Annotated in this window: 28 protein-coding genes; 14 read left to right on the top strand and 14 right to left on the bottom strand. The window is 38.5% G+C overall.

All coding sequences use genetic code 11. The features are described from left to right. Nucleotides 1–6 precede the first annotated feature (6 nt). Nucleotides 7–849, bottom strand: a complete 843-nt coding sequence (locus tag SC428_RS01825) for a helix-turn-helix domain-containing protein (protein ID WP_318705720.1) — start codon at nt 847–849, stop codon at nt 7–9. 128 nt (nt 850–977) lie between these two features. Between SC428_RS01825 and SC428_RS01830 the strand changes: the two genes are divergently transcribed. From SC428_RS01830 to SC428_RS01850, 5 genes are all read left to right on the top strand, one after another. Further along, entirely contained in the window at nt 978–1,523 is a 546-nt protein-coding gene (locus tag SC428_RS01830; RefSeq protein WP_283125746.1) for a GNAT family N-acetyltransferase, read from the top strand. Between the two features lie 473 nt (nt 1,524–1,996). Next, entirely contained in the window at nt 1,997–3,424 is a 1,428-nt protein-coding gene (locus tag SC428_RS01835) for a Na+/H+ antiporter NhaC family protein (protein ID WP_272579833.1), read from the top strand. Nucleotides 3,425–3,441: 17 nt separating this feature from the next. Then, complete coding sequence (locus SC428_RS01840; RefSeq protein WP_318705721.1) at nt 3,442–4,431, top strand: D-cysteine desulfhydrase; 990 nt, start codon at nt 3,442–3,444, stop codon at nt 4,429–4,431. 336 nt (nt 4,432–4,767) lie between these two features. Then, nucleotides 4,768–5,205 carry a GNAT family N-acetyltransferase gene (locus SC428_RS01845; protein WP_318705722.1) on the top strand — a complete coding sequence of 146 codons (438 nt, stop codon included), beginning with the start codon at nt 4,768–4,770 and terminating at the stop codon, nt 5,203–5,205. A gap of 21 nt (nt 5,206–5,226) precedes the next feature. Then, nucleotides 5,227–5,742 (top strand): GNAT family N-acetyltransferase, encoded by a 516-nt coding sequence (locus SC428_RS01850; RefSeq protein WP_070928451.1) that lies wholly within the window; start codon nt 5,227–5,229, stop codon nt 5,740–5,742. A 74-nt stretch (nt 5,743–5,816) separates the two neighbouring features. Here the strand turns inward: SC428_RS01850 and SC428_RS01855 are convergent, their stop codons facing one another. Then, entirely contained in the window at nt 5,817–6,749 is a 933-nt protein-coding gene (locus tag SC428_RS01855; RefSeq protein ID WP_140186482.1) for a DMT family transporter, read from the bottom strand. 105 nt (nt 6,750–6,854) lie between these two features. On the opposite strand from SC428_RS01855, the gene SC428_RS01860 reads away from it, so the two are divergent. After that, on the top strand, nt 6,855–7,724 hold the full coding sequence (locus SC428_RS01860) for a LysR family transcriptional regulator (protein WP_070927953.1): 870 nt from the start codon (nt 6,855–6,857) through the stop codon (nt 7,722–7,724). Here the strand turns inward: SC428_RS01860 and yqfB are convergent. From yqfB to frmR, 4 genes are all read right to left on the bottom strand, one after another. After that, nucleotides 7,702–8,040, bottom strand: coding sequence for a N(4)-acetylcytidine aminohydrolase (gene yqfB / locus SC428_RS01865; RefSeq protein WP_070927951.1), 339 nt, complete (start codon nt 8,038–8,040; stop codon nt 7,702–7,704). The genes SC428_RS01860 and yqfB overlap by 23 nt on opposite strands. A 91-nt stretch (nt 8,041–8,131) precedes the next feature. Continuing rightward, nucleotides 8,132–8,962, bottom strand: a complete 831-nt coding sequence (gene fghA, locus SC428_RS01870; protein WP_272579829.1) for an S-formylglutathione hydrolase — start codon at nt 8,960–8,962, stop codon at nt 8,132–8,134. Between the two features lie 60 nt (nt 8,963–9,022). Further along, nucleotides 9,023–10,135: an S-(hydroxymethyl)glutathione dehydrogenase/class III alcohol dehydrogenase gene (locus SC428_RS01875; RefSeq protein ID WP_140180082.1), complete on the bottom strand. Its 1,113-nt coding sequence runs from the start codon at nt 10,133–10,135 to the stop codon at nt 9,023–9,025. Nucleotides 10,136–10,153: 18 nt separating this feature from the next. Further along, nucleotides 10,154–10,426 carry a formaldehyde-responsive transcriptional repressor FrmR gene (gene frmR / locus SC428_RS01880; protein ID WP_070927947.1) on the bottom strand — a complete coding sequence of 91 codons (273 nt, stop codon included), beginning with the start codon at nt 10,424–10,426 and terminating at the stop codon, nt 10,154–10,156. Nucleotides 10,427–10,591: 165 nt separating this feature from the next. Here frmR and SC428_RS01885 point away from each other — a divergent pair, with 165 nt between their 5' ends. Further along, entirely contained in the window at nt 10,592–11,371 is a 780-nt protein-coding gene (locus SC428_RS01885; RefSeq protein ID WP_318705723.1) for a GNAT family N-acetyltransferase, read from the top strand. Between the two features lie 18 nt (nt 11,372–11,389). On the opposite strand, the gene SC428_RS01890 is transcribed toward SC428_RS01885, so the two are convergent. The 4 genes from SC428_RS01890 to SC428_RS01905 form a co-directional block, all read right to left on the bottom strand. Further along, nucleotides 11,390–11,998, bottom strand: coding sequence for a LysE family translocator (locus SC428_RS01890; protein WP_070927943.1), 609 nt, complete (start codon nt 11,996–11,998; stop codon nt 11,390–11,392). A 47-nt stretch (nt 11,999–12,045) separates the two neighbouring features. Continuing rightward, a complete protein-coding gene (locus SC428_RS01895) occupies nt 12,046–12,582 on the bottom strand; it encodes a dihydrofolate reductase family protein (RefSeq protein WP_070927941.1) in 537 nt (178 codons plus the stop codon). A gap of 187 nt (nt 12,583–12,769) precedes the next feature. Beyond that, on the bottom strand, nt 12,770–13,693 hold the full coding sequence (locus tag SC428_RS01900) for an alpha/beta hydrolase family protein (RefSeq protein ID WP_318705724.1): 924 nt from the start codon (nt 13,691–13,693) through the stop codon (nt 12,770–12,772). A gap of 387 nt (nt 13,694–14,080) precedes the next feature. Then, complete coding sequence (locus tag SC428_RS01905; RefSeq protein WP_140186478.1) at nt 14,081–14,851, bottom strand: DeoR/GlpR family DNA-binding transcription regulator; 771 nt, start codon at nt 14,849–14,851, stop codon at nt 14,081–14,083. A gap of 92 nt (nt 14,852–14,943) precedes the next feature. Here SC428_RS01905 and SC428_RS01910 point away from each other — a divergent pair, with 92 nt between their 5' ends. From SC428_RS01910 to SC428_RS01935, 6 genes are all read left to right on the top strand, one after another. Next, entirely contained in the window at nt 14,944–15,741 is a 798-nt protein-coding gene (locus SC428_RS01910) for an inositol monophosphatase family protein (protein ID WP_318705725.1), read from the top strand. A gap of 161 nt (nt 15,742–15,902) precedes the next feature. Further along, a complete protein-coding gene (locus tag SC428_RS01915; RefSeq protein WP_318705791.1) occupies nt 15,903–17,066 on the top strand; it encodes an MFS transporter in 1,164 nt (387 codons plus the stop codon). A 154-nt stretch (nt 17,067–17,220) separates the two neighbouring features. Further along, on the top strand, nt 17,221–18,321 hold the full coding sequence (locus tag SC428_RS01920; protein WP_140186476.1) for an NAD(P)/FAD-dependent oxidoreductase: 1,101 nt from the start codon (nt 17,221–17,223) through the stop codon (nt 18,319–18,321). A gap of 3 nt (nt 18,322–18,324) precedes the next feature. Next, nucleotides 18,325–19,098 carry a GNAT family N-acetyltransferase gene (locus SC428_RS01925; protein WP_140186474.1) on the top strand — a complete coding sequence of 258 codons (774 nt, stop codon included), beginning with the start codon at nt 18,325–18,327 and terminating at the stop codon, nt 19,096–19,098. 421 nt (nt 19,099–19,519) lie between these two features. Next, a complete protein-coding gene (locus SC428_RS01930) occupies nt 19,520–20,068 on the top strand; it encodes a shikimate kinase (RefSeq protein WP_070927933.1) in 549 nt (182 codons plus the stop codon). A gap of 34 nt (nt 20,069–20,102) precedes the next feature. Continuing rightward, nucleotides 20,103–21,164 carry an alpha/beta hydrolase family protein gene (locus SC428_RS01935; protein ID WP_283125751.1) on the top strand — a complete coding sequence of 354 codons (1,062 nt, stop codon included), beginning with the start codon at nt 20,103–20,105 and terminating at the stop codon, nt 21,162–21,164. Nucleotides 21,165–21,217: 53 nt separating this feature from the next. On the opposite strand, the gene ddlA is transcribed toward SC428_RS01935, so the two are convergent. Together ddlA and SC428_RS01945 are read right to left on the bottom strand one after the other, a co-directional pair. Beyond that, entirely contained in the window at nt 21,218–22,318 is a 1,101-nt protein-coding gene (gene ddlA / locus SC428_RS01940; protein WP_070928692.1) for a D-alanine--D-alanine ligase, read from the bottom strand. Nucleotides 22,319–22,453: 135 nt separating this feature from the next. After that, nucleotides 22,454–23,338 (bottom strand): LysR substrate-binding domain-containing protein, encoded by an 885-nt coding sequence (locus SC428_RS01945; protein ID WP_175442536.1) that lies wholly within the window; start codon nt 23,336–23,338, stop codon nt 22,454–22,456. A gap of 149 nt (nt 23,339–23,487) precedes the next feature. On the opposite strand from SC428_RS01945, the gene SC428_RS01950 reads away from it, so the two are divergent. Next, on the top strand, nt 23,488–24,102 hold the full coding sequence (locus SC428_RS01950; RefSeq protein ID WP_318705726.1) for a LysE family translocator: 615 nt from the start codon (nt 23,488–23,490) through the stop codon (nt 24,100–24,102). A 2-nt stretch (nt 24,103–24,104) separates the two neighbouring features. Here SC428_RS01950 and SC428_RS01955 read toward each other — a convergent pair whose 3' ends face one another. Both SC428_RS01955 and SC428_RS01960 read right to left on the bottom strand, forming a co-directional pair. Continuing rightward, on the bottom strand, nt 24,105–24,572 hold the full coding sequence (locus SC428_RS01955; protein WP_318705727.1) for an NUDIX hydrolase: 468 nt from the start codon (nt 24,570–24,572) through the stop codon (nt 24,105–24,107). A 4-nt stretch (nt 24,573–24,576) separates the two neighbouring features. Further along, the gene (locus SC428_RS01960; RefSeq protein ID WP_318705728.1) at nt 24,577–24,969 is read right to left on the bottom strand and encodes a cytidine deaminase; all 393 of its coding nucleotides are present in this window, start codon (nt 24,967–24,969) and stop codon (nt 24,577–24,579) included. Nucleotides 24,970–25,034 lie beyond the last annotated feature (65 nt).

The following is a 25,034-nucleotide window of genomic DNA, read 5'->3' on the forward strand; positions in this document are numbered from 1 at the left end:
TATGACTCAAACTTGAGCAATGTGTTTTTTAAATGCAGATAACGTCAGCCCAGTATGCCGTTTAAAATAACGACATAGATAAGATGTATCTTCAAAGTTTAAGGTAGCAGCAATTTCTTTAATTGATAGCTTCCCCGCACCTAATAGCGCTTTTATTTCCAATACAACTTGTCTATCAATCAAAGCTTTTGGCGCGTCATTAAAAAAATTACGCGTGATTTGGGATAAATAAAACGGTGTGATCGACAATTTTTGTGCATAAAATTGAACATCACGCTGTTCGCGACAATATTCTGTGATCATATTCCAAAAACGCCAACAAAGTTGCTCTTTACGGCTACGTTGCATTTTTTGTTGTAACAGCGTTGTAGGGATTTTTTCAGCAATCAATAAGAAAAAGTTTTGTACATGCTGACATAGCATTAACTCAGTAAGTTCCCCCTTCTGTTGAATAAGATAAACAAATAATGACATCCATTGCTGTAATACAACCTGCTCTGCTAAAGCAACCTGAAGCACTGGGGATTGATTAAAGAATGCAAATAGTGAGCTTGGTAATTTAAAAGCGACATCGGTCGCGAACGCTTTTTCTAATGTAATAATGTCAAACTGTGCCAAACGCGAACGTCGGTGCAACATCACATAGGTATCGTCATATAAGACAATAATATCGTTTTTCTTAACCGCATAGTTCATAAAATTAATATTAAAAACCGCACAGCCACTTTTACATATCAGCACCGAAACATAGCTCGGCGTTAATGGTACTAACAACATCTTGTCGAGTGTTGATGCCCCTATACTCACCTTATTAGAAATACTGTATTGTTGGCTTAAGCCATTAACCATAGTGCCATTGCTCCATCAAAAACAACGATAGTTGTCAAAAGTACCTAAATTGACGAGGTTTTGCGCTTATATATATCACAAAAACACCTAAAATATGCTTCATCATATATCAATATAGAGATGAAAAAATGATACTTTATACCGAAAGATTGATTCTCCGCCCTTGGCAACTCAGCGATGCAGAAAACCTTTATCGTTATGCTAAAGATGAACGTATTGGCCCTATTGCGGGATGGCCGCCACATCAAAGTGTTGAAGAAAGTGCAGCGATTATTCAGCAAATATTTATGCGTGATGAGATATACGCCGTTGCATTAAAAGAAGATAACCAAGCTATTGGCTTGATTGGTTTATCCTTCAGCGCTGACAGTAATTTTCCGATCGGCGAAAATGATGCAGAAGTCAGTTATTGGATAGGTGTGCCTTTTTGGGGTAAAGGTTTGATACCCGAAGCGATACGAGAAATTATGCGCCATGCCTTTAATGATTTAAAACTGGATAATCTCTGGTGTGGTTATTTCCAAGGTAATGCGCAATCCAAAGTTGCTCAAGAAAAATGTGGCTTTACCCATTATGCCACTTTAGCTCCACAATATATTGAGTTAATTGGCGAAACAAGGATAGAAGAAACCAGTCGGATCACTTATCAAGAATGGCGAATAGCACAACAATAGTTGTACGATTACTTTTATTTGAGCGACCTTTTGGTCGCTGAGGTTGCTGACGAAGCGGGATAAAAGCAGGGTTTTTCCCGCTCCGTGTTATCAGCCGAAAATCAATGAATTGATTTTTCTCGTTTATTTCAAAACCCCTAACGACTGCCGCCAAACATGCTATGTTTGTCAACAGTCTGAGCGACCTTTTGGTCGCTTTTTTTGTCTTTTATTGCCACAAGAATACCCATGTGACTATTTATACTCTAAATAACTCAGGCCACAATTGACGATAACTGAGGAGTATAGATAAAAGCTGAACGTAGCCACTTATATCTCAACAAAAAGCCCTACAACTTGAAGTATGACAAGTATATGCGTGTTTTTTGTTACAAAACGCTGCAAATTTGCATATAACTATTCATTCATCCTATCTATCAGTGCTATGATTTTTCGACAATTATAATTTTAAAATAAAATTAATAGGTAAACACATGCATGACTATGGCATTTGGACAATCATCACACCCATTGTCACAATCCTTTTGGCAATTTTTACTCGGCAAGTGATGCTTTCACTTATGTTAGGGATTTTGGTCGGTTTTACTGTTATTCATGACCACAATATTTTACTCGGTGTTAAAGGCACAGTTAACGGCATTATCGATACTTTCGCCTCTCCCGGAAATACGCGTACTATTATCTTTATCGTGATGATTGGCGGTATTATGCGCTTAGTTGTCGTAACAGGCGGCGTACGAGCGCTAGTTCAGTTACTAACAAATCGTACTAAACTAGTGAAAAATCGTGTGGCAACGCAATTATTAGCTATTGTGATCACATCGCTGATTTTTATTGAAAGTTCTATCAATCAGTTAGTTGCCGGTGCTTCAACCAAGAACCTAGCACGTAAATATGCTGTCGCCCCCGAAAAAATGTCGTACATCATCCAAACGGCCTGTGTATCTGTATGTTCCTCCGCAGTGATCAATGGTTGGGGAGCCGTGATTATGGGATTGATTGGCGTGCAAATCTCACAAGGACTAATTAGTGGTGAACCTTTTGATATTTTAATTAAATCTCTCGGCTATAACCTAATGGCTTGGCTCTCTTTAGCCTCAATCCTATTTTATGTGTTCAGCAATATCTCTTGGGGGCCGATGAAAAAAGCAGAAATGCAATATCAGGCTGACCACAGTGCAGGTATTCTATCCCAACACAACCTTACCGACGATGAAGCTGAGATCATTGAGCATCCTAATGCCCATTCTGTTTTAAACTTTTTTATCCCAATCCTATCTACCGTACTGATGGTCCCTATCGCACTGTACATTACGGGAGATGGAGATTTCAGTAAAGGCAGTGGCTCTACCTCTGTTTATTGGGGAGTCATGTTTGGTACTGTCGTTTCTTTCTGTTGGTTTATTGGCCGTCGTTTACTCAATATTGATGGCTTCTTTAAAGAACTCTTTATTGGTTATGCTAATATGCTGAAAATTAGCTCAATCATGATCCTTGCATTTTTAATGGGTAATGTTTCTGCTGAGCTCAATACAGGTGCCTATATTGCCGAAGTTACACAAGGTGTAATGGCTCCAGGCTTCTCAATCGGCTTTATTTTCATTATTAGCGCCATTATGTCATTGGCAACAGGTACCTCATGGGGAACTTTTGCCATTATGATCCCAATCGGTGTTCAACTCGGTATTTCAGTTGATATGCCTGTTGAATATATGATTGGTGCCGCTATTTCAGGTTCAATATTTGGTGATATGACATCGCCGATTTCAGCCGATGCAATTGTTGCGTCAATGGCGACAGACTGTGACCATATTGAACATATTCGCACGCAAATGCCTTATGCATTGGTTACTGCCAGTATGGTTCTTGCGATTTATTTATATTTAGGTTTTTCACATTAATTTTCGAGGGAGTCACAATGTCACTGCAACAAAAATTAGCACATTTCGCCAAAGTGAGTTTGAACAAAGTCTCGACTCCACTTGAACGACTTGAAAATTTATCACGTGTTTATGGACGTGAGATATATATCAAGCGAGATGATATTTCATCCCTCGCCATGGGAGGAAATAAGTTACGCAAACTAGAATTCCTAATTGCTGATGCATTAGAAAAGAAAGCCAAAGTCATTATCACTGCCGGTGCTATCCAATCTAATCATGTTCGCCAAACTGCCGCGATTGCAGCAATGTACGGTTTAAGGTGCATTGCCTTACTTGAAAATCCCATACAGAGTGAAGACACTAACTTCCTTCATAATGGCAATAAATTACTCACTGATTTATTTGGTACGGAGTCAGTGATGTGCGAAGCATTAACCGATCCACAATCACAGATGGAACAATTGATTGAAGATTTGGATTTAGACGATGCTTATATTGTACCTGTTGGTGGTTCTAATGCTCTTGGTGCATTAGGCTATGTTCAATGTGCCATCGAAATCGCTCAGCAAAAACCATTACAGGTAGAGTTCGACAAAGTCGTCGTCGCTTCTGGTAGTGCGGGAACTCATGCAGGACTTGCTATTGGTTTACAAGAACTACTCCCTCATGCACAAGTTATCGGCGTTACCGTGTCACGTTTTAAACAAGACCAAGCGCCAAAAGTTGAGAAAATTCAGAGGGAATTGGCGGAATTACTGGCGATAGTAAAAACGCCAGAAGTCCATCTGTGGGATAATTTTTTTGAACCTGAATATGGTATGCCAAATCGTGCGGGGTTAAATGCAATCACCCTGCTTGCTCGTAGTGAAGGTATTTTATTAGATCCTGTGTACACAGGAAAAGCCATGGCTGGCTTAATTGATTACTTAGAAAACTCTAATGAAAAAACACCTGTACTTTTTGTGCACACAGGTGGTTCTCCTGCGTTATTTGCCTATCCTGAGGTCAGTAAATCGATTATTTGATTAATATAAAAAATGGCTCATGTACTTTAAGTGAGCCGTTTTTAATCTAAAAATACGCTTTAAAACATCTTCGTTACTAGTATTACCATCCCTCTCGCGCCCCAGCGACAATACTCTCCGAGTTATGCAAAACCAATACCACATTAAAAATAGATTTTGATATTCATCGTTGTATTAATCGTGTCTTTTTGATTACTAAATATGATGCTGATATTGGCATCAAACCTAGCTCCCCATCAGACCTACTTTTTCGCGTCAAAAGTGCTTTATCTATAACCTGTCATAGGCAAATAACTTTGAGTTGTATAGACTAACTATCTCATTCAGGGGAATTCTATGAACATTTATCTACGTGAAATTACAAAAGATAATTTTGAAGCAGTTTCTTTATTGGATGTTTATGAGGAGCAGGAAGATTTCATTGCATCGAATACTTGGTCTATGCTTGAAGCTGCCTATAATCCTGAATATATAATTAGAGCTATTTATTTAAAGGATACTCCTGTAGGTTTCTTGATGTGGGTACCTACATTAAGTCAAAAAATTGCTATCTGGCGTTTTATGGTTGATAAAAAGCATCAGCACAAAGGTATTGGCCGCCAAGCAATGCACCTTGCTTTAGCGGAAATTAAACAAGATCAGCAATTAAAACAAATTGAGATTTGCTACGATCCCAAAAACCGTATTGCTAAATCGTTCTATTCATCACTTGGTTTTATAGAAATAGGTTTGGATGAAGATGGTGAAGAAATGCTCGCTATTATTAATTTATAACAGCACCCTGAGATGATTTTTATGACTGTATCCCTTATAAAAGCCACAGAACAGGATGCCCAGCTGCTCCACGAGATCGGAGTAAAAAGCTATCGCCATCATTTCGCTAAGTTGTGGCTGAATGTAGATGAATTAGCGGATTATCTTTATCAAGAGTATTCCCCTCAACAAATTATTAAGGATATACAAACTACCAATACAGAATGGTTTTTGATTAAGGAGCTACAACAGCCTATAGGTTTAGTAAAACTAACCTATCATGAGATGATCCCCGATGAATCTCTCTGTGGTACGCAGTTAAATAAAATCTATTTTTTACCTGATGCAACAGGTAAAGGAACTGGTAAAACCGTATTTACTCAAATAGAAACATTGGCAAAACAGCAAAATGACTCTCTTTTATGGTTAGATGTCTTAGCACAAAATGCCCACGCCCTTCGGTTCTATCAAGCGAATGGTATGCAAAAACTAAAAGAAGTTATATTTACGAGTAAAACTCAGCAAAATCTTGAATTTATTATGAGCAAAAATCTGTAATCACTCTATTTTTCCAATAAATTACGGTAAGTCACTAAGCGAATAAACCCTACCTTATACGGTAGGTTTATTCTCTACAACTCACTTTGTGTCTTAGTGCGTTTATTCGCAATCAAGATCCCCATAATAATCAAACCACCACCAAACAGCACCATTGCGCTAACCTTTTCATCCAATAATATCCCTCCTGCGATCACCGCAGTTAATGGATTGAGTGCAATAAATGCCCCTGCATTAGCAGCACCAATTTTATTAACGCCTTGGTAATACCAAACATAAGCTACTGCGGAGCCTAAAATACCTAAATAACTTAAACTCAAGAGATCCGTCATATTTAACTTTGAAAGATCATTTAACACAGCTTCCCCTGAAAATACAGTGCAAATAATCAGTAATAATGTTCCAAATAAAACAGCATAAGCGACAGTATGTAATGCGCCAATTTGCCTAATCACATGTTTACCTGCAACTGTATAGATCCCCCAACTAACCACGCAGCCTAAAATAGCCAAATCACCTGTATTTGTCATAAAACCTTCTATACCAGATGTTTTGTCCGACAAAAGAATAAAAGCACCGAATACACATAAAATAATACCAATACTTTTACTAATAGATATTTTCTCACGCCAAATTAAAAACGATATTAATGCTATCATTGCAGGGTTAATAGCCACCAGCAGTGCTGCCCGAGAAGCAGGAATAATTTGCAATCCATAAAAAAACAAAACTTGATAAACAAAAACACCAGACAAACCTAAAATAGCAACTTGCATAAATTGCTTTAAAGACACTTTCTTCCAACCTATGTTTTTGCAGCTTAATACTAAAATTAAAGCGGCGGATGCTAAAATAAAACGAATAGTTGCTGAAAGTAATGGTGAAATTTCAGGTTGAATGTATCGCCCCGCAATAAACGTCCCCCCCCATAGAATTGATACCAATGTCAACTGAATGAATGTGTAATTCACTGACTGCGATAAATTGATAACACGACCATTGGACATAGGATCCCTTATTATCGATTTAAATTAAAAGTTCACTGACACTAGACAGCGCTAGAAGAATAAGTTATTACTTCTTTATTCTCATAAACAAATGAGTAATTACTCATGACATTGACCCAACTTGAAATCTTCACATTAGTCGCCGAGCTAAAAAGCTTTACCCTTGCGGCAATGCAATTAAATATCTCTCAATCCGCAGTTTCTCATGCAATAAAAGCACTGGAACAAGATCTCAACGTGTCTTTATTTACCCGTGAACAAAACCAAATTACAGTGACTGAAATTGGCGGTGTTTTATTGGTTAAAGCTCAACATATGTTGAATATTCATGAAGCTATGAAACAGGAAGCTCAAGCCGCAAATGGGCTAAAACAAGGTGTTTTGCGAATAGGATCATTTGGACCTGGCTCATCTTCAGGTATTTTGCCACCATTACTAAAAAAATATCGAGAACAATACCCTTTGATAAGTGTGATCGTAGATGAAGGTGATGACGAAAGTGTGGCGAGGTGGTTATTAGAGAAACGGGTTGATATTGGTTTCGTGATCTTACCTGATGAGCGATTTGAGACTTTTAAAGTTATTGAAGACCAAATGGTTGCGATTCTTCCACTAGAGCATCCTTTAGCAGCGAAAGACGCAGTGAGTTTAAAAGAACTATGCCAATATCCCTTTAATCTTACTGAAGCAGGCTCAGGTAAAATGGTAATGGCACTTTTTCATGCACAAAAACTGATGCCCAAAATTCAATTTCGCACTCGTCAATTACTCAGTACTTTTGCTTTAGTCGGCCGAGGAGAAGCAGTATCTATTGTTGCACAACTGGCGATCCCCTCTGACTTAAACAATATTGTGATTAAACCACTTAATCCAAAAGTTGAACGTACTGTTGCCTTTGCTATTACTAATGAAAGTGAAATATCGCCAGCAACAAGAGCTTTTATAAAAATCGCTAAATCGCTTGAGATCCGTTAACTAGACGATAACGAATGACAAACAATGATTGTTCTGTTGGATAAATTTCACGGATCAGGGCTTTTAACGTATCAAGTGTCATCGCTTCTTGGGTAGCATGATAATCCGAGATATCATCGTAACGAATTGCTTCAACAGAAAGGATTTCAATGTTGGTGTAATACTTGCCTGTTTCTAGGGCAAAGACCTTTACAACCGTACCCGGAACATAATGGCTTTCACTTTTATCACGAATGGTAATCACTTTTTCGCCAGAAGTGACCAACGGCAGCAAACGCTCAAAAAAAGTGATCGTATCAGGTACGTTCTTCTTCATCAAAAATCCTTTCAATTAATCTCTATTAACCATGCTCCCAAGTACTGTACATTGAGGCATGGTAGCTACAGCGGTACCTAAAATAGGTAACTCAATTTTTTAGATAGCGGGCATGAAATGCAATATGTTCACCTATAAAACTCGCAATAAAATAATAGCTATGGTCATAGCCTTCACGTAAATTTAAGGTGAAATCATGACATTTTCTTTGGCACACTTCAGCGAATAATTCGGGCTTTAGCTGATCGTGATAAAATGGGTCATGAGTCCCTACATCAACCAACATAGGGGGAGTCACTTGTATTTCATTCAATAAGCTAATGGTATCGTAACGAGCCCAGAGAGACTTATCTTCTCCTAAATAGGCAGAAAATGCTTTTTGCCCCCACGGAACCTGAGTTGGCGCAACAATAGGTGCAAATGCAGAAATACTGCAATAACGTTCAGAATTACGTAACCCGATCATCAATGCACCATAGCCACCCATTGAATGCCCCAAAATGGCTCTTTTCCCATTTGCAGGTAAATGCGCTTCAACTAATGTAGGTAACTCATCAACAATATAGTCATACATATTGTAATGATCACGCCAAGGCGCCATTAACGCATTGAGATAAAAACCGGCACCTTGGCCGAGATCATAGGCATCGTCATCAGCAACTTGCTCCCCTCGAGGACTAGTATCCGGCGCAATAATGATCACTCCATGTTCAGCGGCAAATTGCTGAGCTCCCGCTTTAGTAATAAAATTTTGCTCGTTACAAGTTAACCCTGAAAGCCAATAAATCACAGGATATTGTTTATCTATCACATCAGAAGGCAAATAAGCGGCAAACTTCATCGTACAGTTTAAAGCTACTGAATGGTGTTGATAAACATCTTGCCAGCCACCAAAGCAAGCATGGCGTTCAATTCTTTCCATGTATGCAGACTCCAAATATGTATGTAAATAATATAAGCCCGATAATTCGGGCTTTGATAATCAATCGTAATGGATCACCGTACGGATGGACTTGCCCTCATGCATTAAATCAAAAGCTTCATTAATACTCTCTAAAGGTAATGTATGAGTAACAAATGGTTTCAGTTCGATATCACCTTTCATGGCATCTTCAACCATGCCCGGAAGTTGACTTCGCCCTTTCACACCGCCAAAGGCCGTACCTCTCCATGAACGTCCTGTAACTAATTGAAATGGGCGGGTCGATATTTCTTGCCCTGCACCTGCGACACCGATGATTACGGATTGTCCCCAACCACGATGTGCACTTTCTAATGCAGCTCTCATCACATTCACGTTACCAATACACTCAAATGTGTGATCGACACCCCATTCGGTCATTTCAATGATCACTTGCTGAATAGGTTTATCAAAATCGTTAGGGTTCAAACAATCTGTTGCCCCAAATTGACGTGCCAATTCAAATTTTGCTGGATTCGTATCGATAGCAAAAATACGCCCCGCTTTAGCCTGTCTCGCACCTTGAATTACGGCTAAACCAATTCCCCCGAGACCAAAAACGGCTACAGAGTCACCTTCTTGTACCTTGGCGGTATTATGAACAGCACCAATACCCGTTGTCACACCACAACCTAATAGGCAAACCTCTTGGTGATTGGCTTCGGGATTAATTTTTGCTAATGAAACTTCTGCAACCACCGTATATTCGCTAAATGTAGAACATCCCATGTAGTGATATAGCGGTTGACCATTATAAGAAAAACGTGTCGTACCATCAGGCATAACACCTTTTCCTTGTGTTGCACGTACCGAGACACATAAATTGGTTTTTCCTGACTTACAGAATAGGCACTCACCACATTCCGCTGTGTATAGAGGAATAACATGATCTCCCGGTTTCACACTGGTGACCCCTTCACCGACTTCAACTACTACACCAGCCCCTTCGTGGCCTAGAACAACAGGAAAAAGCCCTTCAGGATCTTCCCCTGATAGCGTAAAAGCATCCGTATGGCAGACACCAGTATGGCTGATTTTGACCAGTACCTCACCCGCTTGAGGTGGCATTACATCAATTTCAACAATTTTCAGTGGTTCTCCGGGGCCAAAGGCCACCGCTGCACGTGATTTCATAATTAATCCTTTTTGTTATTAACGCAGGTATGTACGAATGAGTGAAATAGCATCATCGACTGATTCTTTCTGGATTTGTGTTGTTGCGGACTCTTGTAGCCCTTCTCGTAAATGACTTTCTAACACCCCAGCCATTAAGCCATTCACGGCTCCTCGGATAGCGGCAATTTGTTGCAATACTAAACCGCACTCCACCTCATCTTCCAAGGCGGTTTCCAGAGCTTGTAACTGACCTTTTAATTTTCTAACTCGAGTCAACACAGCTTTTTTTTCTTTCGGTGAATGAGGCATGATAATGAGTACCTATAATATACATAGGGGGAGTATAGTATTATTAAGATAATCTGTACAGAATTGATGCTATATGGGTTAGAAAGTGCTTTCTATTAGCGTAATACTATTAATAGCAATACGCTTTTTATACACTGAAAAAAATTAATTTTTTGAGTGAACCCAATGAATAACGATGAAATAAAATTCTATCAACAAGAGCAACATTTTTGGTCGGCTATCTGCCAAGAAACCATGCAATTTGGCCAGGCGACAACTGCTTATTTCTCAGAGTTGCCTATCCCCGCGTTTAGTTTTATTTACTTACATGCAAACGCTGAATTATCTGATTTTGTTGCTGCTAATCATCAATTTACGATAAAAAACAAACCTTATTTATTGGTGGTTCATGAGAACACATTACAACAAGTCATGCCATTAATTACTGAGCATCGTTATCAAAGTGACGGTGAAACGACGGCTATGATATTAGCCAAAGCAGACATCATAAAAAATGCAGATAGTACAATTCCCGAAGGATATACCATCATGCAATGTAATCAGAATTTAACTGATTGGGCACAACCATTGATCAGTGCTTTCGGTTCACAAGATAATGATGAAGAAGAAGATTTAACTGTAATTAATGAATACATTCGCTATCACCAAAGAGCGTTGGATAGGAATACACAATTAGAACATTATGTATTATTAAAAGATGCTCAACCAGTATGCTCACTTACACTCACTGTAAATGGCAAAATGGCACGTTTAGATGATATAGGCACAGAAACCCAATACCAGCGGAAAGGACTAGCAACGCACTTGATTAAATATGCGTTAAACGAGTGTAAGAATAAAGGAATTGAGTCGTGCTTTTTGGAAGCATCAAGCGATGGCTTATCGATTTATAAAAAATTAGGCTTTACTTCGTTGTTTCAGTATCATTGCTTTATTGTCGAATAAACCATCTACAGGTACTGATTAAAAAGTACCTGTAGTTAAATAAGGTACTATCGTCATAATTAATAGTAATATCCCACCACCAATATTAATCACTTTTTTTAGTTTCACGATATCAATTTTTGTTGATGTCACTATTAATAGACCACATGACAGTACTAACCAAAGTGCCATCATAATAATGTGAATAGTTGATAATAAAAGAAAACTAAATAGAGTTGGATCTATACCAGCGAAACTGGTAACAACCACTAAATAAAGAATGATCGCCTTTGGGTTAAGCAAATTCGCTAAATAGGCATCTTTTAAGGTAACAGTTTTAAGCTTTTTACCAATAGATTGTTTCGATGCTTTGATTCCTGAATAAATTAACATCACAGACAGGTAAATTAAATAAATCGAGCCTAGGATACCGATCAATTTAAATAACCAAGGCGAAGAAACGATGATTTTTGTTACGCCTAAACCAACTAACAATCCATGAGTTAAAATCCCTAATCCAGTTCCTACAATGGGAACAACAAGGCCACGAAATCCGCTATTCAACGAACTATTAAGAGCAATCGCAAAACTTGCCCCTGGAGAGATAACGATAGGTAATAATGTTAATATGAATCCCCAAATATCCATGGCCTCCCCCTTTTTTATTTCCTAGTTAACAAGCAGATAAAAGTTTGCTATTCAGCAAGCTTTATATAATGAGATTTCACTAGGGTATCGAGGTAAACTGTTGTTTTAACGTGGCGATAGTGAGATTGAATATCACTTTGGGTAAATAAAGGTACACCATGACCTAATAAGATTGGAGCTCTAGTCAAAATCAACTCATCAATTTTGTTTTCTGCTAAAAACGTCTGTATTACCTTTCCCCCATCAATATACACCCTTTTAAAATTATAAGGTTTAAGTGTTAGTTCAATTTGCTGAAGTGTACCTTGTAATAACTTAACTGAATCAGGGAGTGATTCAGGTAATGTTGATAATGATTGACTTAATACAAATACAGGCTTATCAAACGGCCAATCACCACCAAACCCCAAGACGGTTTCAAAGGTATTTCGCCCCATAATAACAGCATCAATACTAGCCATAAATTCAGCATAGCCAAAATCAGAACCATCAGGGTTATCAATATTGGTCAACCAATCAATATCACCATTTTTATCCGCAATATAACCATCAAGACTGGTTGCAATATAAGCGATAAACTTCATTTTTATTTCCCTACAAGTGACAATAATAAACAAAAATTATAATAAAGATATGATTGGTTTTTAGTTATCCATGTGTGCGCTAATCAGCCTTTGTCGATTATTAACTTTGACCCGCTAACTGACTAAAACTCGCTCATCATTAATTTTTACCACCAGCAATCATCCCTTTAATGGGGGCTTAAGCAACTTATTTTTTATCTACGGTTTGATACCATAATTGGATATCTTTAACAATTAACTCTGTTTGCCCTTGGCCTTTATTATCAACGAAAAAATGGTCGAGGCCTTGATAGGTTTTAAAATAAACGTGTTGATTGTTACTTTTTTCCATCATTCTCACCACACTGTAAGGGTCAACATTAATATCATCCATGGTTTGGATCACTAAATGCGGTGTTTTCACCGATCGTATTAATTTTTGATTATTAATAGTTAACATCTCACGCCACCATTTTCCACCATGTTCACTTGGAAACTGGTCTTCATCGAGTTTATTTTGCACAACTTCTTTCGCAAATTGTTTAAAACCATCAATATATTGAGGAATTTCTGCTGTAGGTGTTGTTTTTTCAATACTATAGATAACATCATTAATGAAAAACTGCCCTCCCATATTCAATGATACCGATGCTTGTACTTTATCGGTTTTTGATATGATTAAATTTGTCACCACTGCACCTTCACTACCGCCAATAATCACAATATTGTGGTAGTTATTTTTAAGGTATTCGATCAAGGCTAAATAATTTTCAGCTCGTTCCAGTGGGGAGTCATTTTTCATATAATCAATAGGACAATCCTTAGCCGAAACTTCTTTTCCATCTTTACCAACTTGACTATTCAAGCCCGTTTTTTCCACTAATAGAATGTCATTTTTAGGAAATGCGCCTCCAAAGTTTTTTATCATACTGTCGTTGTTAACAACGCTTCGGCAATCAGAACCTTGAATTAATACTAATAAATCATCTGAAGGCTGTACATCACGCTTGATAATGTAATAATGAATTTCTTTCCCTGACTTATTGTTAATTTTTTGTAAATCAAATGTATTATTAGCAAATGTAGTCAAAGAAAATGTTGTCAACATTAAAAAAATAGCGCATTTTTTCATATTTTTAACCATTAATTATTGTTATTTTTTACCTATATATTATATAAAAAATATATTATTTAAATATAAGCCAAAAATGCTTTGTTCCATATAATTGATATTACGTTAAAATAAAACAGTGTTGTGAGTAAATTTAAGATTTTACTCGTTTTAAAATCAGTTACCCTAAATATGTGTGTCAATTTAGTATACTCATAGTCACATATGATTATTTTGTTATTTAATTTCTGTTGTCAGCACTTGGGACTTTTAAAAATATATCTTAAGTACTCAAAATGTCGCTAAGCCAATATTCGACAATTTTAAGTATCATAAACCAATGTCCTATTACAAAAAACAACATTTTCGGTGCGGTAAACTTATCACCGCACCCTATTTCTTGCCCTATCATGCAAATAAAATTTGCATATCTGTTTTCACTAACAGTTGGTGTAAATCATTTGGTATGTGTTTATTCACCACTAATATCGATATTTGTTGGCAGCTTGCGACCAAATATCTTGCTGCCCCCGGTAATTTATCTGCGGTAATCCCCATAATAACTTGATTACTCTGCTCAATAAGTGCTTTTTTGAATTCAGCCTCTTCATAATCAAAAATGGTTACACCAATTTGAGGATCAAAAGCACAACCACCAATAAAACACTGGTCAAAATATATCTGTCTTATTTGATGCATTGAACTATTGCTAACACTCGCGCCGATTTGTGTATTCATCTTACCACCAATCATAACCACCTCACACAACGGCTTTTTCATCAACTCTATCGCAATCAAAGGTGAATTTGTGACTACCGTACTCGCTAACGTTTCTGGAATACTTCGGGCAATTTCAAGATTAGTAGATCCTGAATCAATAAAAACACACGTATTGTTCTTAATTAAACTTGCACATTTCTGCGCGATTGTGGTCTTTTCCGCTTGATTCAATCCTATTCTTTGTTCGAACGTTCCTGTTGATTCCAGTACACTGACAGCACCACCATGTACTCGTTTACAAACGCCTTCTTCCGCTAATTCATTTAGATCACGGCGAATAGTATGTTCTGAAACCCCCATCTCTCTGGCAAGAATAGTGCAAACCACACGCCCTTCATTTTTTAGTAATTGACGTATTTTTTTTTGTCTTTGATCTGGAAAAGCGGCATAATCGAGCATAAAATCATCCTGTGGTTAAACTGAAAACATCATAGTCGAGCACAAAAAGATGTCAAATTAATTGATACCTTCCGTTCAATAAGGGTCTTCTTATGTCGCAACATCCATTGATAGATAGCTTTTTCCTACATGAACTCGCTAATATTGCAGGTAAAGCATCACTTGAAAATTATCGAACTCATGAATTAACTGTTTTAGAAAATAAGCCTAAAGCAGATTACCAATTTGATCCCGTCACACAAGCAGACAGGTTGGCTGAAAAATTAATGCGTGAACACATTACAAAAACTTATCCAGAACATTCTATTATGGGTGAAGAGTATGGAGTAACGGGTGATAGCCCTATTCAATGGGTGTTAGATCCGATAGATGGCACTCGCCCATTTTTATGTGGTTTACCTCTTTGGGCAAACTTAATTGGGCTAACAATTGATGGCAAAGCTACAATGGGTATGATGAGCCAACCTTATATTGGTGAACGTTTTTGGGCTGATCACTCAGGAAGTTGGACAAGTAGTCATCATGGACATTTCCAGCTACAAACCCGTAAAAACATCCCTCTTGACCAAGCCATTTTGCACACTAACTCTCCAGAACCTATCGATAGCCATAAAAATATTCACTTTACTGCGCTCACAAAAAGAGTGTTAATGACCCGTTATGGCGGTGAATGCTATGCCATGGCAATGCTAGCAGCAGGACGAATTGATATTTGTTTCGATTTCGCACTAGAACCTTATGATATCGTCCCTTTGATCCCTATCATTGAACAAGCAGGAGGGCGCGTCACAACTCTTGATGGCAATCGGGCGGAGAAAGGGGGCGCTGTATTAGCAACTGGCTGTCCTATTTTACATGAGCAAGTTTTAGATATTCTTAATCATGGATAATTTAACCACTTAACTCTAAATAATTCGAGATGCAGCTAACGGTGAATAAGTCGCTAAGTACATAGAAAATTATGTGAAAATGCGAATAAATAAACCACTATGCCTTAAAGAAAGGTGCTGCAACTTGAAATATAATGAGTGCAATAAAATATATTAATAAAATGACTCTATCTTCTGAATTATTAGAAACATCACCAGCAATGCCACCAGCTAAAAAAGAGCAAGTGGCTACACGAATTATTTTCTTTATTGCTGGTTTTGCAACCGCTTCATGGGCTGCGTTAGTTCCTTTTGTAAAAACCAATACCGGCGCCAACGATGCCATGCTGGGCTTATTGCTGTTATGCTTTGGGGTTGGTGCTTTAGTCGCAATGCCTTTGACTGGAGCACTTGCCGCTAAGTTTGGTTGCCGTCGGTTGATGGTCACTTCAACCATTGGTTTTTGCCTCATTTTGCCACTCTTACCCGCTATTTCACATGTCAGTATACTGATTGCCGGCCTATTACTTTTTGGTATCGGCATTGGTCTTACTGACTGTGCCATGAATATACAAGCCGTCATTGTTGATAAAGCCTCAGATAAACCAATCATGTCTGGTTTTCATGGATTCTATAGTGTTGGTGGGATTGCGGGTGCAGGTGCTATGAGCGCGATATTACTCCTTGGGGTATCTCCTATTGCTGCCGCAACAATCATTTCATTATTCTCACTATTACTACTCTTGATTAGTTTTAAAGGCTTTTTAAAATACGCCCACGCTCCAACCGGTCCTTTACTCGCCCTCCCTAAAGGTATCGTATTGGTAATCGGTATTGTCTGCTTTGCGATTTTTCTTGCTGAAGGAACTGTTCTTGATTGGAGCGCAGTCTTTTTAATTGAACATCATGGCCTAAAGGAATCCCTAGGTGGTTTAGGTTTTGCTGCTTTTGCAACCACAATGACTCTTGGCCGCCTAACGGGTGATAAAATTGTGATGCGTGTTGGTTCTGCCCGAGTCGTCTTTTGGGGCGGTTTATTAGCTTGTATTGGTTTTATTATTGCAGTGTTATCACCCTATTTAACCATAGCGATATTAGGCTATGCATTAGTTGGTGCTGGTTGCTCAAACATCGTTCCTGTGATGTTTTCTGCAATAGGAAAACAAAACACCATGCCAGAAGCATTGGCCGTGCCTGCTGTTTCGACTTTGGGCTACCTTGGGATCCTCGCAGGTCCAGCCGCTATTGGCTTTGTTGCTTTCCAGTTCACGTTAGCCACTGCTTTACTGATGATAGCAGGGTTACTGGTTATTATTGCTTTTGTGACTAAATTGGTCAGAGTTTGAGCTCATTTATGAAAACCATCGTTATAACAGAGGTTTTTTTCTCCTTGAATTAGAACTGTATAGAGAAAATGAATCATAGCCATTACTATTTATTGAAATTTCAAATACTCACTCAATAAACTAATATATTTAATTCAATGATTTTTGGTACATTATGACTTCACAAACAAAGAATAATATCATCATTATAGGTGCCGGTATTGTTGGATGCACTCTTGCTTGGTATTTATCTCGTAGCTATGCAGGAAAAATTACACTCATCGATAAATCTGACGCTGCGGATGGCGTCACTCAACACGCCTTTGCATGGTTGAATGTTTCCTATGGTCGCCCTAGTGGCTATAGTCAATTCAGAAAGCAGGCTCTGAGTGAATGGCGTTCTCTTGATAAATTAACTCAAGGCAAACTCAACGTGAATTGGTGTGGTGCCATTAGCTGGCAAGCTAACACTGAGGCAACGCATCAATTTATCGAGTCCCATCATAAAACAGGATTCAATATTAAAGCCCTCACTCAGGCACAATTACAGGTTCTTGAACCCAATTTACGTGTTCTTCCTAAACTTGCTGCCTTTGCACCCGATGAAGCTTATGTTGACCCTGTTTACACCACAAAAACATTACTTGAGCTTGCAATAAGCCAAGGTGTTAATTATTTACCGCATACCCATGTACAACAATTACTGAAAGATAATAATAAAATTGTCGGTGTTACAACATCGTTAGGCGATCTATATGCAGATCAAATTATCGTGACGGCAGGCCTTGGGGCTATTGAGCTGTTCAAATCATTGCAGATCCGCCTTCCTATCGCACCTTCTCCTTCAATTATTGCTCATTTCCATGACAGTACCGCGACGCCAGCGATGAAACATATTATTTCTACACCAGAAATAGAAGTTCGACCAACATTGGATGGAAATACGCTCTGTGCGGAAGACTATATTGATGAACAGCCGGAGCACAGTGCAATGAATATCGCACGAAATGCCTTATCTGTGATCCAAAATTCATTTATAGCTACGAGTACATTAAGTCTAGAAAATGCTTTCATTGGAATGCGACCTATGCCACAAGATGAGATGCCAATCGTCGGTAAAGTTGCTGATTTCAGTGGTTTATATATTATAAGTATGCACGCCGCTATCACCCTTGCGCCATTAATCTGTCATCTAGCGCAAGAGGAAATAATACATGGCACAGAACAGGCGGCACTTCGCCCATATCGATTAACACGCTTTACATCAGGTAACTGAGACATGAATATACCGCTCTACTATTTAAGGCATTATCAATCGATCGAAAAGACATTTTGGACTTCGATTTGTGAACATAGCATACAAATCGAACAGCATACCATTTGCTACCTTACACCGTTAAATTCGCCTGTATTTAACTTTATCTATCTCCAGCCTGAATCTTCGATTCAAGCGTTTAAACAAGCACATAGCCTTTTTGTCTCACAAAAGAAAAATCATACCTTAGTGATCCCTGAGGAAATGCTACCCGAAGTTGTCTCTGAAGCACTCTCTTTAGGCTACAAACGTGACAGCGTAACAACTGCTATGGCGTTGTCCCTAGATAAACAACGCTCAGTTAAACTACCAGAGAATCAGGTTGATATTGTCTTTGCTAATCATGACCTTTCGCTATGGGCCAAGCCATTAGTTTCTGCCTTTTATCTCTCTGAAGAACACGACCAAGTGGTTAGCGAGTACGTTCGTTATCATGAGGATGCCTTGCTACAAGGTGCTCCACAATTCCATCTAGTACTACTGGTTAACGGATCCCCTGCGACTTCCATGACTGTCACCATTGAAGGTGCATTAGCGCGTTTCGACGATATCGGTACAGAACCCTCACACCAAGGTAATGGTTATGCGTCGCAGCTCATCGCATACGCATTAGCGTTTTGCCGCCAACAAGGCGTAGAACATTGTTTCTTAGATGCTTCTGAAGCAGGTTTTGATTTGTACAAAAAATTTGGTTTCGAACCAATGTTCCGCTATATCAATTATGTCTGGTGCAAATAATCTATTAAATTAGCCATTTTTAACCAACAACCCTAAACTGAGCCATTGATTAACCAATGGTTCATTTATGATACTAATGGCGCAAGTAACATAACCCATCATCGGGATCTTATCGAAACAAACAGGGGGTTGGGTTAAATATGATTGCTTATCGCAATCAGATACCCTGTGGTTTTATTGCATTGATAATTTTTCAAATCATTCCGCCTTCCCATGAGGTATAGCTGCTTATGCCCTATCTATAATCGCCACCACGGTATAGGGCACTTTTTATTTGATAGATTTGGGTAGTTAACTGATAGCATTACTTTTCCCAACTTTTTGCGCAACAGCAGTGGCGGATAATTGATTAATTCGTTTAGGTGGCAGCTATACCACCGCTAAATACTGTTGAATTATCCATTTATCATAAGTTAATACGATGAAAATTAATATTATTGGTTGTAGTGGCAGCGGCAAGAGCACACTTGGCCGTGCATTAGCGTCACTTTACTCAGTTCCATACATCGAGATGGATGCCCTTTATTGGCAAAAAAATTGGCAACCTTCTACCGATGAGCAATTAACTGAAAAATTAATCCATGCCTTAGATAGTGCCGCTGATGGTTGGGTACTTGATGGTAATTATACCCGCACACAACCAATTAAATGGCAAGATATCGATATGGTTGTTTGGCTGGATTACTCTTTTTCTCGCACATTATATCAATCTATATCGAGAACCTTTTCGCGGCTGATTAACCAAAAAGAACTTTGGCCTAATACGGGAAATGTTGAATCATGGAAAACAGCGTTCTTTAGCCGAGACTCGATCATTTTATGGGTTTTAAAGACTTATCATAGTGGGAAAGCAAGGCGGATCATCAGTATGGTTGATGAACAATACCAACATATCCGTTTTATACGTCTTACCTCCCCCAAAGAAACGGCCACTTTCTTGCAATGGATGCGAAAAAACATCAGTGAATAAATGACAATCAGCCTAGTTACTTGAGCAATTTTGTATGAAACATAAACGCAAATTACTATATGTACTATTTTCACTCTTAATCATCATGACAGCTGTTATCTTAACTGGGCAATTCGATGATTTTGATTTAGACAACAGACAAACAACTGATATTAGTTTTACAGCCGATGGTAATAAATTATCTGGCACACTTGTCCTACCTAGTTCTGAGCAACCTAGCGCAATTGCTATATTCATTCATGGTGATGGCCCGCAAGATCGTTTTTCAAATTCAGGTTATTTACCGTTAATAAATACCTTAGTTGATAACGGTATCGCTGTGTTCAGTTGGGATAAAGCAGGTATTGGCAATAGCCAAGGTAACTGGCTGAATCAAACTATGGCAGGTCGTGCAGATGAGGCAAAAACCGCTTTAGTGCTATTACGTGAAAAATACCCTTCTCCTTCAGTTTCTATTGGTTATTTTGGCTTTTCTCAGGCTGGATGGGTTATTCCTCTTGCTGCGTCACAAAGCTCACCTGATTTTTCAGTCATTGTCGGTGGGGCAATAAATTGGCGAGATCAAGGTGCTTTTTATCATCGTATTCGTCTCACTCAAGAAAACATCGAAAAGTCTCAAATTGATCAGCAAGTCGCAGAACAACTACAATCTTACGATGCTATTTTTGGTACTAATGGTAGTCACGACCCAGCTTCGACACCTGAGCTGTCCCTCGACCGATTTAACTTTGTTGATCGCAACTTTCTGAATGATGCATCGCAAGATATCCCTACAATGCGCGGACGAGTGCTTGCAATATGGGGAGAAGATGACCTGAATGTTGATGCACAAACAGATGCTTGTCGTTATAAAAAACTATTGGAAAATAATCCTAATAGCACCGTTGTAGTAGTAAAAAACAGTACTCATGGGCTACTTAATGCATCACTGTTTAACTACCAGCTAGATAGTCAATGGCCGTGGTGGAAAAAAGCCTATTTTCTTTACCTAGGCCGTGAAGGTTATACGCCACATACACTGCCATTAGTGATTGATTGGCTAAAACAACAGCCAATCGCTATTCCCAAAGATTGGCAACCAACGTGTTCCCAGTAACCAACAATAGCGGGTCTGGCTGAGCATGTTCAGCCAGACAAATCATAATTTAATTAGGCATCACAAGCCGTTTTTAACGCCGCATTCTGTTGATATTTTTCAATACCAAGTTCGATTAATCGGCTGATCAGCTCTTGATAAGTCATACCACCTTGCTGCCACAATTTTGGATACATACTAATATTTGTAAAACCAGGTAACGTATTAATTTCATTAATGATAACTTGATTATCTTCTGTTAAAAATACATCAACCCGTGACATGCCACTGCAATTTAAAGCTCGATAAGCCTGTAAAGCAATCTCTCTTATTTTATCACTTACCTCTGTCGACAAATCAGCGGGAGCGACAACGGATGCACCATTCTCATCGATGTATTTTGTATGATATGCATAGAAGCTATCATGCAAAACAATTTCACCACATGGGCTTGCTAACGGTTGTTCATTACCCAATACAGCGCATTCAATTTCGCGCCCTTTTACTGCACTTTCAACCAAGACTTTCACATCAAATAAGAATGCAAAATCAAGTGCTGCGTTGAACTCTGATTCGTTAGTCACTTTACTGATGCCAACAGAAGAGCCTTGATTAGCGGGTTTAATAAATAAAGGTAATCCGAGTTGTTTTACTGTTGCATCGTAGGTAACAGTTGCGCGATCAGCTATCATCAAGGTAATAAATGGCGCAATCTGCAAGCCTGCATCACGTAATAGGCGTTTAGTGATATCTTTATCCATACAGGCTGAGGAGCCTAAAACCCCAGGGCCGACAAAAGGCAAATTCGTCATACGCAATAGCCCCTGCAATGAGCCATCTTCGCCTAAATTACCATGGACGATAGGAAAAATAACGTCAATTTGCGGGAGTGGCTGAGCGTCTTCAAGTGAAATAAACTGCTGCGTTGTTTTACCTGGAATAATAGCAATACTGCGTTTTGGCGTATTCAATGCAATTTTAGAAGGATCATTTGCATGAACTAAAAAGTTAGTTTCATCATACTCATGCCAATGCCCTTGTTTATTAATACCAATAAGACATACATCAAACTTATCGCGATCAAGACCATTTATAATATTTTTCGCTGATTGCAATGAAACTTCATGCTCTGTTGACTTACCGCCAAAAATCACACCAACCCGTAATTTACTCATTACTCACTCCACCTTAAGAAACCAACAAAACCCAGCTAGAAAATATAACACGTCAAGAAATAGTTATGGGATAAAATCTTTATTTTTCACATAGGTTCGCTGAAAGAATAAACAATTAATAACAAAGGTGAAATGTCAGTAACCGTTTTCAGTTAACATTGCACTTTGTTGTAGGCTTTGTTTTAACCAATCGATAAAAACTGCCAATGCACTGCCGCTGATCGGTGTTTTTGGTGCTAATAGATAGTAAGCAGAACCATCTTCAATGAATCCTTGTGGTGCAATCAATTGCCCTGACTGTAACTCATCTTCAACCATTAAAAATGAAGCTATTGCCACACCTTGTCCTGAAATTGCCGCTTGAATACATAAATAAAAGTGCTCATAGGAAACTTGTCGAGTTATTTGATGAAAGCTCCCCATTTGTTGTTGCCACTGATGCCAAACAGATGGGCGAGAGGCTGGATACAATAACGCAATATCACTGGTTTTATTTTGCCAATCTAAATTAGGTTGTAGTACAACGCCCACTTTTTCACTGCAAACCTTCTGCGCATAAATATCATTATTCCATTTAAAGTCATTACGCCGTAGTGCTAAATCAACCCCCGCTTTAGCAAAGTCAATAGCGCCACCAGCAGCAATTAAATGTACCGTAATATCTGGAAATAATTGATAAAACTGAGTTAATCGAGGAATTAGCCATTTCATCGCAATCGTTGGTTCGCAAGAAATGCTAACGACGTTGCTATCATCAAAACACTGTAATTCAACAAGCGTTTTTTCTAACTGTGAAAATATTTCGCTGGTGGTTTGAGAAAGTCGTTTACCCGCAGAAGTTAAAAATACAGCACGATTGCGCCGTTCGAACAGCTCTACACCAATATGCTCTTCTAGCAAACGTATTTGTCGGCTGATAGCACTGTGAGTGACATGTAATTCCTGAGCCGCTTTCACAAAACTGCCACTGCGTGCCGCGACATCAAAAAAACGCAATGACGATAATGGAGGTAGTTTCATTATAGGTTACAAAAACTGACAGATTTACGTCAGCATAAATCGCTTTTTAACTCAATACAATCTCTTGATAATACAAATAATCAAAAAGATAAATCGATCACAAGAGAAGTATTTATGTCAGTTTTTATTGCCTATCAGAGGAGCATCAAATGAATGAACTGATTGCAGTGGCAACTATTACATTTTTAGCTGTTATAAGTCCAGGACCTGATTTTGCGATGGTGACACGCAACAGCTACGCCTACGGGACTAAAGTAGGCTTATTTGCAGCATTAGGTATTGCTGTTGGCGTTCAAGTGCATGTCTTCTATACCCTATTTGGAGTGACACTGATTATTATGGGGTCACCAACACTGTTTACTATCGTAAAATTACTGGGTGTTGGTTATTTGGTCTATATTGGTTTTAAATCCTTTACGAATACACAAAAAATGAATACTGAAGGAAGCAATCTTACGAAGCCTTCATTACTGACGGCATTCAGAATGGGCTTTTTGACTAATGCATTAAATCCAAAAACGATGTTTTTTGTTGTTTCCGTTTATACCCAAGTTATCCAAAACAATAATTCACAATGGCTTAATTTCAGCTATGGGCTGTTTATCTCTTTTGCTCATTGGTTATGGTTTAGCTTGATCGCCCTATTTTTTGCTACTCCAACCATTCGTAATCGTATACTTAACTATCAATTAACTATGGATAAAGTGATTGGAGCCTTATTGATGATACTTGGTATTTCGTTACTGTTTTTGAATAGTAAATAATTTTACTTCAGCAAATTTGCTTCATTTACCATACTTGCCAACTGTAATAAATCATTCGGAATATTCAGTTTGGCAAGCTCCTCAAAGGGGATCCATTTAAATTCATCTGCTGGTTTTCTTTCTGGGGTGATTAATTCACACAGATATACCATATCAATATGCCAATGATTACCCTGCTTATCATCTATAATAAACTCTTTCAAAATGGCCAAAGGAACGGGCAAAGCATATACATGATCAGTCCTTCGAACTTTGGTTACCGTGGGATACGCACAATCAATGATACGGCACATGAGACCAGTTTCTTCGAAGACTTCACGGATCACAGCATCTTGAGGCTCTTCATTTTCTTCAATGTGCCCCCCAGGCGGCAGCCAAAAACCTAGCTTAGGGTGCTCATGTAATAAAAACTCACCTTTATCATTACGGATCATTGCTGTCGCTGTAAAATGCTTACTTTGTTGTTCCATCGCTTCATGACTCCCTATTTTGCGTTGCTTTCCAATCAAATGGCATTAACAGTTCTAAAGTCATTTCAGTGTCATTATCAACCGCAACTCGCGTTTGTTTATTTTTATTCGATAATTGACTGACTAATTCACGACATCGGCCACAAGGTGGTACGACATTTCCGGTTGAATCAACAGCAACCATCGCTTTAACCACTGAACCACCTGCTTTAAGTAGTTCTGCAACCGCACCATGCTCCGCGCAAAATCCTAAGGAACACGCAGTATCAATACTGATCCCCGTATAAACTTCACCATTTTCTGTTTCTAACGCTGCGGCAACATAACCACTTTCAATATAATGACTCACCACCGTGGGTTTGGCATACTTTTTAGCGATTTCAATCAAGTGTTTCATATTCATCCTCTTTATTTACAAAGCGAGTCTATTTCAGATGTTAAACAACGCAAAAGCCAATCGTG

The organism is Providencia sp. 2023EL-00965 (genome assembly GCF_033550225.1).
Taxonomy (GTDB): domain Bacteria; phylum Pseudomonadota; class Gammaproteobacteria; order Enterobacterales; family Enterobacteriaceae; genus Providencia; species Providencia manganoxydans.